At 61.1% G+C, this 14,834-nt stretch carries 14 protein-coding genes; 11 read left to right on the top strand and 3 right to left on the bottom strand.

Going from position 1 to position 14,834, the window contains the following annotated elements:
• Positions 1-126 precede the first annotated feature (126 nt).
• The 3 genes from BLW70_RS26645 to BLW70_RS26635 are packed head-to-tail and all read right to left on the bottom strand — an operon-like array spanning position 127 to position 5,082.
• Complete coding sequence (locus tag BLW70_RS26645) at positions 127-2,028, bottom strand: ATP-binding protein (RefSeq protein WP_074879106.1); 1,902 nt, start codon at positions 2,026-2,028, stop codon at positions 127-129.
• Positions 2,025-2,957 carry an ABC transporter substrate-binding protein gene (locus BLW70_RS26640; RefSeq protein ID WP_074879105.1) on the bottom strand — a complete coding sequence of 311 codons (933 nt, stop codon included), beginning with the start codon at positions 2,955-2,957 and terminating at the stop codon, positions 2,025-2,027. Before BLW70_RS26640 ends, BLW70_RS26645 begins: the two co-directional genes overlap by 4 nt.
• Before the next feature lies 1 nt (position 2,958).
• A complete protein-coding gene (locus BLW70_RS26635) occupies positions 2,959-5,082 on the bottom strand; it encodes a TonB-dependent receptor plug domain-containing protein (protein WP_074879103.1) in 2,124 nt (707 codons plus the stop codon).
• A gap of 196 nt (positions 5,083-5,278) precedes the next feature.
• On the opposite strand from BLW70_RS26635, the gene BLW70_RS26630 reads away from it, so the two are divergent.
• From BLW70_RS26630 to pyrF, 11 genes are all read left to right on the top strand, one after another.
• Entirely contained in the window at positions 5,279-6,304 is a 1,026-nt protein-coding gene (locus BLW70_RS26630; RefSeq protein ID WP_074879101.1) for an NAD(P)H-dependent glycerol-3-phosphate dehydrogenase, read from the top strand.
• Between the two features lie 19 nt (positions 6,305-6,323).
• Positions 6,324-6,671 (top strand): DUF4389 domain-containing protein, encoded by a 348-nt coding sequence (locus tag BLW70_RS26625; RefSeq protein WP_008148033.1) that lies wholly within the window; start codon positions 6,324-6,326, stop codon positions 6,669-6,671.
• Entirely contained in the window at positions 6,668-7,120 is a 453-nt protein-coding gene (gene sixA / locus BLW70_RS26620) for a phosphohistidine phosphatase SixA (RefSeq protein ID WP_074879099.1), read from the top strand. The genes BLW70_RS26625 and sixA overlap by 4 nt, the downstream gene beginning before the upstream one ends.
• 136 nt (positions 7,121-7,256) lie before the next feature.
• A complete protein-coding gene (locus BLW70_RS26615) occupies positions 7,257-8,924 on the top strand; it encodes an AMP-binding protein (RefSeq protein WP_074879096.1) in 1,668 nt (555 codons plus the stop codon).
• A 32-nt stretch (positions 8,925-8,956) separates the two neighbouring features.
• On the top strand, positions 8,957-9,400 hold the full coding sequence (locus BLW70_RS26610) for a hotdog fold thioesterase (protein WP_074879094.1): 444 nt from the start codon (positions 8,957-8,959) through the stop codon (positions 9,398-9,400).
• A 131-nt stretch (positions 9,401-9,531) separates the two neighbouring features.
• Entirely contained in the window at positions 9,532-10,338 is an 807-nt protein-coding gene (locus BLW70_RS26605) for an alpha/beta fold hydrolase (protein ID WP_074879092.1), read from the top strand.
• Complete coding sequence (locus BLW70_RS26600) at positions 10,335-11,189, top strand: alpha/beta hydrolase (protein ID WP_074879090.1); 855 nt, start codon at positions 10,335-10,337, stop codon at positions 11,187-11,189. Before BLW70_RS26605 ends, BLW70_RS26600 begins: the two co-directional genes overlap by 4 nt.
• Positions 11,190-11,239: 50 nt before the next feature.
• Positions 11,240-11,899: a glutathione S-transferase family protein gene (locus tag BLW70_RS26595; RefSeq protein WP_074879088.1), complete on the top strand. Its 660-nt coding sequence runs from the start codon at positions 11,240-11,242 to the stop codon at positions 11,897-11,899.
• Between the two features lie 8 nt (positions 11,900-11,907).
• Entirely contained in the window at positions 11,908-12,714 is an 807-nt protein-coding gene (locus BLW70_RS26590; protein WP_074879086.1) for a DUF4892 domain-containing protein, read from the top strand.
• Positions 12,715-12,783: 69 nt separating this feature from the next.
• Entirely contained in the window at positions 12,784-13,839 is a 1,056-nt protein-coding gene (locus BLW70_RS26585) for an AI-2E family transporter (RefSeq protein ID WP_074879084.1), read from the top strand.
• A gap of 188 nt (positions 13,840-14,027) precedes the next feature.
• Positions 14,028-14,726 carry an orotidine-5'-phosphate decarboxylase gene (pyrF, locus tag BLW70_RS26580; RefSeq protein WP_162493961.1) on the top strand — a complete coding sequence of 233 codons (699 nt, stop codon included), beginning with the start codon at positions 14,028-14,030 and terminating at the stop codon, positions 14,724-14,726.
• Positions 14,727-14,834 lie beyond the last annotated feature (108 nt).

The following is a 14,834-nucleotide window of genomic DNA, read 5'->3' as shown; positions in this document are numbered from 1 at the left end:
CAAGGACATGAATGTACACTTGTGCACTGAAATTATTATTCAAGCCCCTTTTCGGGCCTGTTCGGGTGCCTAAGACTGCCGCACTTTCGCCTTTCACGCCAGTCGCAGATAGCCGAAAGGCCTGCACTACTGCACCCAGCGCTGCAGAATTTGCTGCAAATCTGTGCGTTTGAAGGGCTTGGCCAGGTAATCGTTCATTCCCGCCGATAAACAGGCTTCGCGGTCGCCCTGCAAGGCGTTGGCGGTCAGCGCGATGATCGGCAAGTCTGTGCAGCCGGGTAATTGGCGAATCTGTCGGGTGGCCTCGTAGCCGTCGATGATCGGTAGCCGGCAATCCATCAGAATCGCTTCGAAAATCAGACTCTCCGCACTGCGCACGGCCTGCGCGCCATCGGTGACGACGCTGACAGTAAAGCCCAGACTGCGCAACATTGCTTCGATGACCGTCTGATTGACCGGATTGTCTTCCACCAGCAACACGTTGCGCCCTTCGCCATCACCGCTGCCGGTCGGTGTGCGTGGCGCCAGCACGGGTGGCGTCTGTTTATAGAGCGCCAGCGGGATTTCCAGGGTGAATACCGAGCCGCGACCTTCCTCGCTCTGGGCGCGCAACGTGCCACCCATGCGTTCAGCCAGCGTGCGAGCAATCGGCAGGCCCAGCCCGGTGCCACCGTATCGCCTCGAAATAGAACTGTCGGCCTGTTGGAAGGCGTTGAACATCAATTCCAGGCTTTCAGCCGAGATCCCAATTCCGCTGTCGCGCACAGTGCAGGTGAACCACAGCAGTTCGTGGTCCAGCGATTGCCATTGCGGTTCAATGCTGACGCGGCCCTGTTCGGTGAATTTCAGAGCGTTACCGATCAAGTTGACCAGGATCTGCCGGATCCGCGTCGGGTCGCCCTGCACCTGCAACGCGCGCATGTCGTCCGGGATCGACAACGCCAGGTCGAGGCCGCGTTGCGCGGCGCTGTGCGAGAACGACTGGGCACAACTGGCGATCAGGTCTGCGAGGTTGAATGGAATGTGCTCCAGCTCCAGTTCCGAACGCTCGATGCGCGAGAAATCGAGAATGTCGTTGATGACTTTGAGCAGGTGTTCGGTGGACTCCGAGGCGAGCGCCGCGTATTCGACCTGCTCCTCGGTCATCTCTGTGGTTTCCAGCAGTTGCAGCATGCCCAGCACGCCATTCATCGGCGTGCGTAGTTCGTGGCTCATCATCGCTAGGAAATCGGATTTGGCATTGTTGGCTTTTTCCGCTTCCTCGCGCGTCTGGATCAACTGCGCCATCGCTTGATGCTGTTCGCGGCTGGCTTGTTCGAGCCCGCTGGCGAGGTTGTTGATGTGTTGCGACAGCGCGCCCAGCTCAGTGTCGTCGACGATCGGCAGCGGCGTTTTGTAGTCGCCGTCCTGAATCGCCTTGACCGCGTTGCCGATGTCGCGGATCGGTTGCGACAGGCTGCCGGCCAGGCGCCGGGCCAGCAGAAAGGTGAACAGCAGGGCGAACAGCGCCAGGATCCCGGCCTTGAGCAGGATTTCCTGTTGACGCTGGCTGAAGGCGTCATTGGACAGGCCGACGATCACCCGACCCAGATAATCCTCGGTGGGCGCCGCGTTGGCGACGCGGCTGCCCTGCAGGAAATCATTGTGCAGCTGGATGCGTTGCAGCCGCACGGGGGCCTGGAACACTTCGACCTGGTGTGAGCGGTTGTGAGTTTGCGACGGTTGCTCGACGTACACCAGAATCCGGTTGGCGCTGTCCTGGACTTCCAGAAAGCGCACATTGGGCGTGGCCAGGGTCGCCTTGAGCAAACTGTCGAGCACCTCATTGTTGCCCGAGATCACCCCGTATTCGGTGGCCGGCGCCAGTTGGTTGGCGATCAGTTGCCCGGTGTGATTGAGCTCCTGACGCAGGTCCTGGATCCGCACGAAGGTAAAGAAGCTGATCAACAGCAACGTCAGCAACAGGGCAGGGCCGAGGCTGATGATTTGTGTGCGGGTGTTGATGTCCCAACGGCGACGGAAGGTCATGGGCGATTTTCTCCTTCGGCCAACTGTGTTGCGACAGACGCGTCGTCCATCTGTTCAATACCTAATGAACGAGCCACTTGCGCGTTACTCAAGACTTTGAAGCGTTGCGGGTAGTGCGCGCGAGGCCAGGTGGCCGGTGGCCGGTCGAGCAGTTCGTCGAGCATTGCCAGCCAATCGCTCTGATCGCTGTAGGTGCTGGCCAGGCTCCCGGCCCTGACGAACCCGGCGTTAGGTCCGATCAGCGCCATTTGCCGTGCATAGCTGCTGAGCAACAGGTTTTTCACGGTTTTCGGGTTGTACAGGTCGGGATCGTCGAGGCCCAGCAACACGTCGCTGTTCTTCAGCAAGTTCTGCAACGGCCGACTGTCGTTGGTGTTGTCCCAGCGCTCGGTGACCACCTCAAGGCCCAGGGAGTGGGCGGCCTGATGCAATTCCTGCAAAAGGAATTCGCTGTGGCTGTCAAAGAGCACGCCGACCCGTTTGACCTGCGGCAGCAGCAATCGGGTAAGGCGCAATTGGCGGTCCAGCGGCGGGTCGCTCCAGAGTAGGCTGAGGCGCGGGGGCAGGGTGGTCCCCAGACGCTGGCGGGCTTGCAGGCGGCTGATGCGCAGCACCAGCGTCGCCGGGCCTTGGGCGTCTTGCAGACGCCAGTCGAGGCTCGGCAGATCGAGCAGAATCAAACGGGTCCCGGCGGGCAGCTTGCCTGGCGCCGGCAGACTGGCCAGCGGCTGGAAGCGCACGTTATCGGCAGACCGCAAGGTGCTCAGGGCCTGGGTGAAGGATTGCATGGCCGGACCGTCCTCCGCGCCGGTCAGCAAAATGTCCGCGGCGCTGGCCGGCAGGCTGCTCAGCAGTCCGGTAAACACCAGGCACAACCCGGCCAGCAGGCGGCCAAGGATTGGCGTTTTGCGTGACGGGCTACACAGCACCTTAGAACGCCAACTCTGCGCTGAAGTAAAGCACTCGGCGCTCGTCGTAGTTGTTGTCGAGGAAGGTTGTGGGCTGGCTGTCGAGGCGTTGCTGGAGCACCCCGGCCAGTTCCAGGCTGGCCTTGCCCAGGCCGATGCGTTTGGCGATGCGCGTGTCGACCCGTTCAAAGCGGTAGCCGTTCAGGGCATCGTCACCATAGTAGAAGAGCGCGCTGTTCCAGCCGTGGCCCCAGTTGTGCAGCCAACCGGCGGAACCACTGTTTCGCGCGGTCTGTTGTGCATCCTGCGGGTTGCTCGCCTCGGCATCGACGTAGGCATACGTCAGGCGCAGGCGATCGGCGCTGCTGATTCTCCAGTCGAGCTGGGTTTCTGCCCCGGAGAAGCGTGCGCTGTTCGAGTTGCTGGCGATGTACTGATTGTTGCGCAACGGTTCGCTGATCATCCCGGTGATTTCGTCGTAGAACAGTTTTACATCGACCGCCAGCCCCGCTTCGGCAAAGTAGCCGTTGTAGCCCAGCTCCCGGGAGCGCATGTGTTCCTGTTCGAGGTTGCCGGGGCCACGGGTCTTGACGAAATAACGGGCACTGGACTGGCCATAGGCGCCGGGTCGCAGGTTCTTTACCTGATAGCTCCAGTTAACGTTGTTCTCGAACATGTCCGGCGAGCGGATGGCTTCCGAGTACACCGCGCGCAGGCCATGGCGCGGGTTGATCAGGTAGTTGACCGCCACCCGCGGGGTGAGCGAACTGCCGATCAATTGCGTGTCTTCGAACATCGCACCACCCTGCAGCAACCAATGCTCGGTGGCGCGCCACTCGAGTTGGCCGAACGCCCGCCAGGTGGTGTCGTCGAGGGTGCCATTGAAGTAGGTCTCGGAATTTGCCCGGTCGTAACGATAGTTCATGCCGCTGACCAGCCGCAGGCTGTCGGACAGGCTGAGGGTGTCCTGCAATTCAAGGTCGTAGCGCGATTCCCGGGTGCTCTGGTCAATATCGCCACAGAGGGTTTGCCGGGCGCCGTTGCGCCATTGGTCGAGCACTTGATTGGCCAGTGCGCGCTGGGTCGGGTCACCTGCGGGTGCGCCGGGACCGGTGTAGCGCTCCATGTTGCGCGCCAGGCGTTCGGTGTAATTCGGGTTGAGCTGCCAGAGTTCGGTCAACTGCGGGCTGAACGAAACCTCGGCATCGCAGGCACGCCAGGTCTGCTGGCGATCCCAGTGCTGTGCCGAACCCTGGACGTAAAGGCTGTGATCGGGATTGATGTCGAGGTTCCAGCGCAGCGAACCGGCATAGTCCTTGGCGACGACGTCGGAATTGTTCCCGACAGCGGTAATCCCAGAGAAGACCGGGCGGTAGGTATACGGACGCTGGTTGCTCCCCTCTTTGGCATTCAATTGCCAGTCGATACTCTGGTTTTCCGTGAGCGTCTGGCTGACGGCGAGGTTGAAGCGGTTCAAACGGCGGCTGTCGCGGTAATCGGTGCCGTTGCGGTCCGAGTCGAAGCCGTTGTCTTGCTGGCCGGACAGCGACAGGCGCAGGTCGCCGCCGTCCCAGCCCACGCCCTGGCTGGCGTAAAAGTCGTCGATGCCGCGCTGCCCACGGCTGACTTTCATCCGCGTGCCGTGGCTGTCGGCCGGGTTGCGCGTGAGGATATTGACCACCGCCATCAGCGCATTGGCGCCATAGCTGACGGTGTTCGGGCCACGAAAAACTTCGATGCGTTCGATGTCTTCCAGGGCCACCGGAATGTCACTCCAGTCCACCGTGGCCAGGCCTGCGCGGTATACCGAGCGGCCGTCGATCAACACTTGCAGGCGTCGCGCTTCGCTCGCATTGGTGCCGTGATAGTTCACCGCCGCCTGGTTGCCGTTGATGTTGCCGACCATCATTCCCGGTACCAGTCGCAACAACTCGCTGATGTCCCGGGCGCCACTGGCGTTGATCAGTTCGCTGTCGATCACCGTCATGCTTCCCGGTACCGCGGCCGGCGACTGCTTGAGCCGCGTGGCGGTCAATACTTGCGGCAGCGGCTCGCTGTCGAGGAACAAGTCGTCGGCCAGCAATGGCGAACTGAAGAGCAGTGCCAGTACCAACGGCGAGCGCGGTGATGGAGAGCCAAACGACACAACACATCCTTGATAGCGAACAATTGGCGCGCATGTTAACTGAGCGCAATGACTTTTCCAGTCACGTTGTGGGCATTTTCCTCGGTTTTCTTAGTCTTCTTCCTACAAGTGTCGGTAATTGATGTGGGGGCTGGCCGCCACTGGGGCGCTCCGTATAATGCCGACATCGCCACTGGTATGGATTAACGGATTGCATATGACTGAACAGCGCCCAATTGCGGTCCTGGGAGGCGGAAGTTTTGGTACCGCCGTGGCTAATCTGCTGGCCGAGAACGGGCATCAGGTCCGGCTGTGGATGCGTGACCCCGAACAGGCCGAGGCCATTCGGGTCAATCGCGAGAACCCGCGTTACCTCAAAGGCATCAAGATTCTGCCGGCCGTGGAAGCGGTCACCGACCTGCTGGCCACCCTGCAAGCCTGCGACCTGTGCTTCGTCGCACTGCCGTCCAGCGCGCTGCGCTCGGTATTGATGCCGCACGCCGAAGTTTTGAACGGCAAATTGTTGGTGAGCCTGACCAAAGGCATCGAAGCCCACACCTTCAAACTGATGAGCGAAATCCTCGAAGAGATCGCCCCGCAAGCGCGCATCGGCGTGCTGTCCGGGCCGAACCTGGCCCGTGAAATCGCCGAGCATGCGCTGACCGCCACGGTGGTCGCCAGCGAAGATGAAGAACTCTGCCAACGGGTCCAGGAAGCGCTGCACGGCAAGACCTTTCGCGTATACGCCAGCGCCGACCGCTATGGCGTGGAGCTGGGCGGGGCGTTGAAAAACGTCTACGCGATCATTGCCGGCATGGCCGTGGCGATGGGCATGGGCGAAAACACCAAGAGCATGCTGATCACCCGGGCGTTGGCGGAAATGACCCGCTTTGCGGTGAATCAGGGCGCCAACCCGATGACCTTCCTCGGTTTGGCGGGCGTGGGCGATCTGATCGTCACCTGCTCGTCGCCCAAAAGCCGTAACTACCAGGTCGGGTTCGCCCTCGGCCAGGGCCTGAGCCTTGAAGAAGCGGTGACGCGCCTGGGCGAAGTCGCTGAAGGGGTGAACACCCTCAAGGTACTCAAGACCAAGGCTCAGGAGGTGGGCGTGTACATGCCGCTGGTCGCCGGGCTGCATGCCATCCTGTTCGAAGGGCGCACGCTGGAGCAGGTGATCGGTCTACTGATGCGTGCCGAGCCGAAAACCGACGTCGACTTTATTTCCACCAGTGGTTTCAACTGAGCATCAGGGAGAGCGAGACATGAACGATCCGAAAACAGAGGACAAGTACGAATCCATCCTGCTGCGAGTGTTGTGGATGATCGTCTATGTGCTGGTCTGGCAAGTGGCGCAGTTCATCCTTGGCGCCGTGGTGCTGGTGCAGTTGATCTATCGTTTGATATATGGCGCCCCGAGCGCCAGCCTGATGAACTTCGGCGACAGCCTGAGCCAGTTCCTGGCGCAGATCGGTCGATTCGGCAGTTTCCACAGTGACCAGAAACCGTGGCCGTTCGCCGACTGGCCGACGCCGCGTACACCGGAAGGTGAAGCGCCGCACACTGTGGCGCCGGCACCACACCCGGCCCGAGATGAGGAGCCCAAGCTATGAAACTCTGGATACTGCGTCATGGTGAAGCCGAGCCACACGGCAAGCGTCCTGATTCGGAGCGGGCACTGACTGCCCATGGTCGTGAAGAAGTGCTGCGCACTGCCGCCGAGTTGGCCGGCCAGCCGCTCACCGCCATTTACGCCAGTCCTTTCCTGCGAGCGCAGGAGACTGCGGAAATTGTGCGCACGGCGCTGAATTTCGCACCGGAGATCCGCACGGTCGATTGGCTGACCCCGGATACCGACCCGGACAAGGTGGCAGAACAGCTGGTGTCGGTGAGTAACGTCCTGCTGGTCAGTCACAATCCGCTGGTGGGCAATTTGCTGAGCTATCTGCAGCACGGCGCCGGCTATCCACCGGAAAAAGTCAGTACCGCCGGCTTGGCCGAGCTTGAGCACAACGAACTACTGATCGGGTCGATGAAGCTTAACGGCATCAAACACCCTTGAAAGCCAAAAGACCGCAGCCTGTAGGAGCCGCCGAAGGCTGCGGTCTTTTGATCTGGCTCTACCTTCAAATAATTTAACCAAGCACTTGCTTGGTTGACTACGCTTGCTCCAAACCAAAAATAAAGGAGCGAGTCGCATGCCTGCTGCTTTTCGTTTGCCGCTGGACGTCTTCTACGAGCGCGAGGCCCGTCATCCCCGCCAGCGCTTTCTGGTCCAGCCCACGGGCGGCGGCCAAGTCGAAACCCTGAGCTGGGGCGACGTCGGTCATCAGGCGCGCTGCGCCGCACATTGGTTGCGCGCGCGCGAACTGCCCCAAGGCAGCCACATCGCCCTGATTTCGAAAAACTGCGCGCACTGGATCATCGCCGACCTGGCGATCTGGATGGCCGGGCACGTGTCGGTGCCGCTCTACCCGAACCTCACCGCCGAGACCGTGGCCCAGGTCCTTGAACACTCCGAAGCGGCGCTGGCGTTCATCGGCAAACTCGATGACTGGCCCGGCATGTCTCGCGGAGTCAGTGCCGACCTGCCGACCATCAGTCTGCCGTTGCATCCGCCTGGAACGTTTGACTACAGCTGGGCCGACCTGCAAAAGAGCTCACCGATCCAGGACGATCCCAAGCCGTCCGGCGACCAGTTGGCGACCATCATTTACACCTCCGGCACCACCGGCATGCCCAAAGGCGTGATGCACAGTTTCGCCAACCTGGGGTTTGCCACCACTCGCGGCACGCAGTTGTTTGGCTTGAATGAGTCGGATCGGTTGCTGTCCTACCTGCCGCTGTGCCATGTCGCCGAACGGATGTTCGTCGAGCTGGCGTCGATCTACACCGGACAAACGGTGTTTTTTGCCGAGAGCCTCGACACCTTCCTGACCGATTTACGCCGTGCACGACCGACCGCGCTGTTCGGCGTACCGAGGATCTGGACCAAATTCCAGATGGGCGTGTACAGCAAGATCCCGGCAAAGCGCCTCGACTTCCTGCTCGGTCTGCCGATCATCGGCAAGCGGGTTGGCCACAAAATCCTGGCCGGGCTCGGGCTGGATGCCTTGCGCATCGCCTTGTCCGGCGCCGCGCCCGTGCCGCAGACCTTGCTGCTGTGGTACCGCAAGCTGGGGCTGGATGTGCTGGAGGTGTACGGCATGACCGAAAGCTGTGGTTATTCGCACATTTGCCTGCCGGGCCAGAACAAACCCGGCTGGATCGGCAAGCCCTGCCCGGAGGTCGAGGTGCGGATCGCCGAGTCGGGCGAGGTCATGGTGCGCAGCGGCGCGACCATGCTCGGGTATTTCAAGGAACCCGAGAAAACCGCCGAAACCATCAATGAAGACGGCTTCCTGCGCACCGGCGATAAAGGTGAGGAGGACGCCGAAGGCAACCTACGCCTGACCGGGCGACTGAAGGAAATCTTCAAGACCAGCAAAGGCAAATACGTCGCCCCGGCACCGATCGAGAATCGTCTGGCGGAGCACTCGCGCATCGAGCAAGTGTGCGTGGTGGGCGATGGCCTGAGTGCGCCGCTGGGGTTGTGCGTGCTCTCGGCGGTCGGGCAGCAGGACGCCAGCGGAACGACGCGGGCGGGCCTGCATTCAAGCCTGGAAAAACTTCTGGAAGAGGTCAACGGCGTCCTCGACAAACACGAACGCTTGCATCGATTGGTGGTGGTCAAGGACAGCTGGGCGGTGGAAAACGGTTTTCTGACGCCGACCCTGAAGATCAAGCGCAATGTGATCGAAGCGGTTTACGGCGCCCGTTTCGAAGAATGGAGCGAGCGCAGTGAAGCGGTGCTGTGGCAGGATTGAGTCACGAATAAAACCAACAAAGGATGTCAGCAATGAGCTTGTGGCGTACCCATCCCAACATTGAACAGTTGAACGCACTCCAGAAAAACACCATCGGCGAAGTGCTGGATATTCGCTTCGAAGCCTTCGACGACGAGTCCCTGACCGCGAGCATGGTCATCGACCATCGTACTCACCAGCCTTACGGCTTGCTGCACGGCGGCGCCTCGGTGGTGCTGGCCGAAACGGTGGGCTCGATGGCCAGTTACCTGTGCATCGACGCCAGCAAGTTTTACTGTGTTGGCCTGGAAATCAACGCCAACCATTTGCGCGGCTTGCGAAGTGGGCGGGTCACGGCGGTGGCCAAGCCGATTCACATTGGCCGCACGACGCATGTCTGGGACATCCGTTTGACCAGCGATGAGGGCAAGGCCAGTTGTGTGTCGCGGTTGACCATGGCGGTGGTGCCATTGGGCGAGAATCCGCCCGCCCGCTGAAACGCTTTCCATGTAGCAGCCGAACGCCGCCTCCTTGACCGGACTGTCATCATTCATGGCGCTTACGGTCATTGCTGTAGGACGTCGTCTTACGGACAATCAACCCTCGTTTTCGTTGATGGATCACCGGTATGTCGCAACAGATATTTTTCGCCCACGCCAACGGGTTTCCCTCGGGCACCTACGGCAAGTTATTCGCGGCGCTGGCGCCCGAGTACCAGGTGACGCATCTGCAGCAGCACGCCCACGACCCGCGTTTTCCGGCGGATGACAACTGGTACAACCTGGTCGACGAGTTGATTCATCACCTCGAGCAACAACCGGAACCGGTGTGGGGCGTAGGCCATTCCTTCGGTGGCGTGTTGCATCTGCACGCGGCGTTGCGGTGCCCCGAGCTCTATCGCGGCGTGGTGATGCTTGATTCGCCGGTGCTGACCCGCGCTGATCAATGGGTGATCCGCGCTGCCAAACGCTTCGGTTTCATCGATCGACTGACCCCGGCCGGCCGTACGTTGGGACGGCGGGAAGAGTTCACCGATCTGGAAGCGGCTCGACACTATTTCGCGGGCAAAACCCTGTTTCGCGGCTTCGACCCGGAATGCTTCGACGCTTACCTGCAACATGGCTTGCACAAGGTGGGCGACCGGTTGCGCCTGCGCTTCGACCCGGCCACGGAAATCAGTATCTACCGCGGCGTGCCGCACACCAGTCCCGGCCGCACACGGCAACTGAAAGTGCCGCTGGCGGTGGTTCGCGGGCACAAGAGCCGGGTGGTGATGCGTCATCACGCAAGCCTCGTGGGGCGCTTGCCGCTGGGCGAGTCCCTGACCATGCCTGGCGGCCACATGTTTCCCCTCGAACGTCCCCAGGACACGGCCACGCTGCTGAAGAACCTGCTCAGCCGGTGGGACGGTCGCCACCAACAGGATTGCGCATGAGCAATGTCGTTGAAGAAGTTCGCCTGAGCCTGCCGCACATCGAGTTGGCAGCGCACTTGTTCGGCCCCGAAGACGGCATGCCGGTAATCGCCTTGCATGGCTGGCTGGACAACGCCAACAGCTTCGCCCGGCTGGCGCCGAAGCTCAAAGGCTTGCGCATCATCGCACTGGACATGGCCGGTCACGGTCATTCCGGGCATCGGCCGAGCGGTGCCGGTTACGCGCTGTGGGACTATGCCCATGACGTGTTGCAAGTGGCTGAGCAATTGGGCTGGAAGCGCTTTGGGCTGCTGGGGCATTCCATGGGCGCGATCGTTTCGCTGGTGCTGGCCGGTTCGTTACCGCAACGCGTGACCCATCTGGCGTTGATCGACGGCGTCATTCCTCCTACAGACAAGGGCGAAAACGCTGCCGAACGGATGGGCATGGCCTTGCAAGCGCAGCTGGATTTGCGCGAGAAGCGCAAACCGGTCTACCACACCCTCGACCGGGCCATCGAGGCGCGCATGAAAGGCTTGGTCGCTGTCAGTCGCGAAGCCGCAGAACTGCTGGCCCAACGTGGATTGATGCCGGTGCCGGGCGGTTATACCTGGCGCACCGATAACCGCCTGACCCTACCATCGCCGCTGCGTCTGACCTCTGAACAGGCGATGGCCTTCGTCCAGCGGGTCAGTTGTCCTGCAAAACTGCTGGTGGCTGCCGACGGCATGCTCGCCAAACATCCCGAGTTGCTGGAGCGTCTACCCTTTAGCCGGGAACAGCTGCCTGGCGGCCATCATTTGCACCTGAATGACGAACCCGGTGCCGAGCTTGTCGCAGACTGTTTCAATCGGTTCTTCGCCGTTCCTTGACTTGCGCCGGGCAACTGTCGAGGCTGGGCGGGTTGAAATGGGAGACAACCATGATAGATCTCTACACCGCTGCGACCCCGAATGGCCACAAGGTCTCTATCGTGCTCGAGGAACTCGGCCTGCCCTACACGGTGCACGCCTTGAGTTTCGACAAAAAGGAACAGAAGTCCGAGGGCTTCCTCAAGATCAATCCCAATGGCCGGATTCCGGCGATTGTCGACCGCGCCAACGGCGATTTCGCCGTGTTTGAATCCGGTGCGATCCTGATTTACCTGGCGGAACTGAGCGGCAAACTGCTGCCAAAAGACCCCAAGGGGCGTTCAGTGGCATTGCAATGGCTGATGTTCCAGATGGGGGGGATCGGCCCGATGCAAGGTCAGGCCAACGTGTTTTTCCGTTACTTCCCCGAGAAGCTCCAGGGCGCCATCGATCGCTATCAGCATGAAACCCGCCGCCTCTATGAAGTGCTCGACACGCGTCTGCAAGCCGTGGAGTTTCTGGCCGGTGAATACAGCATTGCCGACATCGCCACTTATCCGTGGGTCCGTGGCCATGAATGGTCGGGTGTCGAGGTCGAAGGTTTGCCGGCCCTGCAGCGCTGGATGGCAACCATGGAGGCCCGTCCGGCGGTACAGCGCGGTTTGCTGGTACCTGAGCGCATCGATGACGCCAGTATCATCAAGGGTGCCCAGGCCATGCTGATCCGATGAGTCTATCCATGCGTTCATTCAGTCTGCTGGCGCTGTGTTGCTTCAGTCCGCTGTTATTTGCCGCCGATGTCCCGGGCAGTCAGGACCTGCCGGTCGTGCCGCGTATGGCCGATGCGCAGATCGTTGACTATCGTCCGGTCGCCGAACTCGAGCGGATTTATCCACTGGGCTCAATCCGCAAAATCAGCGGCCAGTTGCGCTTTGACGGCCAGGTCGCTGCCCGAGGGCAAGCCACTTCGGTAACCTACGAGTTGCCACCGGAGCATTCCTCCACCGAGGCCTTCACCGCCGCTCGTGAAGCCTTGCAGAAGCAGGATGCCCAGTTGCTGTTCTGGTGCCAGGCCCGAGATTGCGGCGAAAGCAGCCTGTGGGCCAATGACGTCTTCGGCAATGCCAAGCTTTATGGTGCCGATGATCAGCAAGCCTATTTGCTGTTGCGCCTGGCGGCCCCGCAGGACAACACGCTGGTAGCGCTTTACAGCATCACGCGCGGCAATCGCAAAGCTTATCTGCACGTCGAACAGTTTGACGCCGCCGCGCCGCTGGGTGATTTGCTGCCGACTTCTGCAACCTTGCTGCGAGAGCTCAAAAGCACCGGTGAACTCGATTTCCCCAAACTGACCGGCGATCCTGACGAAACCTGGCTGCGCCTGATCTCGCGCGGGTTGAATCTGGACACCACATTGCGGGTCAGTATTTCCGGGCCGAAGGCTGAAGCCTGGCGTCAGGCACTGATCGGGCAGGGTGTACGTACCGCCAGGATGGAAGCGGGTAGTGTCGAAGGTGCTGGCTTGCACATCCAACTGTTGCGATAAGCTTTATCCGGCGAACGCACACGCTGCGTTCGCCTACTCTTTTGCGGACTGACTTTTTTCGAGATTTAGATGATCAATAACGATCGGCTGTTGGTGCAGATCCTGCTCCTGGTGCTGTTTGGCGCGAGCTTCTGGGTGATGGCGCCGTTCTGGTCGGCGCTTTTCTGGGGCGCGGTGCTGGCGTTTGCCAGTTGGCCGCTGATGCGTTTGCTCACGCGGTTGCTCAATGGTCGCGAATCTCTGGCGGCCGCGGTGCTGACGCTGGGCTGGATGTTGCTGGTGGCGTTGCCGTTGGTCTGGCTGGGGTTCAACCTCGCGGACCATGTGCGTGATGCCACGGCGCTCATCAAGGATGTGCAGGTCGACGGACTGCCGGAAGCGCCGACCTGGCTGGGTAGTATTCCCCTAGTGGGCGAGCGGCTGGTGGGGCTCTGGAACAGCATCGATCAACAAGGCGCGGCGATGATGCTGGCGGTCAAGCCTTATCTGGGCCAGGTCGGCAATTGGCTGCTGGCGCGCAGTGCACAAATTGGCGGCGGGATACTTGAGCTGACGTTGAGTATCGTCTTCGTGTTCTTTTTCTACCGTGACGGGCCGCGTCTGGCGGCATTTGTTCACGGGTTGCTGGAACGTCTGATTGGTGACCGTGCCGGGTATTACATTGAGTTGGTGGCAGGCACAGTGCAGCGGGTAGTGAACGGCGTGATCGGGACGGCGGCGGCCCAGGCGGTTCTGGCGTTGATCGGGTTTTTGATTGCTGGGGTTCCCGGGGCGCTGGTGCTGGGGATCGTCACGTTTTTGTTGAGCCTGATTCCAATGGGGCCGCCACTGGTGTGGATTCCGGCCACGGCCTGGCTGGCCTGGAAGGGCGAGTACGGGATGGCGGTGTTTCTCGGGGTTTGGGGGATGTTCATCATCAGCGGCGTCGACAACGTGCTCAAACCGTACCTGATCAGCCGGGGCGGTAATTTGCCGCTGGTGATTGTCCTGCTCGGGGTGTTTGGCGGGCTGATAGCCTTTGGTTTTATTGGCTTGTTCATCGGCCCGACGTTGTTGGCGGTGGCCTACAGCCTGCTGAACGACTGGAGCAAGAGTCAGGCTCGGGTCGAGGATCGCCGACCTTGAGATCAGGCCCACAGAACCTGCGCCATTGCTGTCGCTATCCTGCGTTCGGTAACGCTCTGACTCGACACAATGGGGGCAAGGGCTAGTCTTGCTTGAGCCGCCTCGACGAATTACCGATCATCGGGTCCCGCAGAGGCGCTGGTTCCGCTACAATGCGCGCCGATTTCGACCTGCCTGAGAGCCCACTCATGTCCGCCTGCCAGACTCCTATCATCGTCGCCCTGGATTTTCCCACTCGTGACGCCGCACTGAAGCTGGCCGATCAGTTGGACCCGAAGCTGTGCCGGGTCAAAGTCGGTAAAGAACTGTTCACCAGCTGTGCTTCGGAAATCGTTGGCACCTTGCGTGACAAGGGCTTCGAAGTGTTCCTGGACCTCAAGTTCCATGACATCCCGAACACCACCGCCATGGCCGTCAAGGCGGCTGCGGAGATGGGCGTGTGGATGGTCAATGTGCACTGCTCCGGTGGTTTGCGCATGATGGCCGCGTGCCGCGAAGTGCTTGACCAGCGCACCGGTCCGAAACCCTTGCTGATCGGCGTGACCGTGCTGACCAGCATGGAGCGTGAAGACCTGGCGGGTATCGGTCTGGATATCGAGCCGCAGGAGCAAGTGCTGCGCCTGGCCGCGTTGGCGGAAAAAGCCGGGCTGGACGGTCTGGTGTGTTCGGCACTGGAAGCCCAGGCCCTGAAATCGGCGCACCCGTCGTTGCAACTGGTCACTCCGGGGATTCGTCCCGCGGGCAGCGCCCAAGACGATCAGCGCCGCATTCTGACGCCGCGTCAGGCGCTGGATGCCGGTTCCGATTACCTGGTGATCGGTCGTCCGATCAGCCAGGCCGCGGATCCGGCCAAGGCTTTGGCGGCCGTAGTGGCCGAACTCGCTTAACCAAGCACTGAAGATCTCCTGTGGGAGCGAGCCTGCTCGCGATGAGGGAGTGTCAGTCGACATCAATGTTGGCTGATCCACCGCTATCGCGAGCAGGCTCGCTCCCAC

This window comes from Pseudomonas frederiksbergensis (assembly GCF_900105495.1).
Classification (GTDB): domain Bacteria; phylum Pseudomonadota; class Gammaproteobacteria; order Pseudomonadales; family Pseudomonadaceae; genus Aquipseudomonas; species Aquipseudomonas frederiksbergensis.
This window is presented reverse-complemented; position numbering and strand designations above follow the sequence as displayed.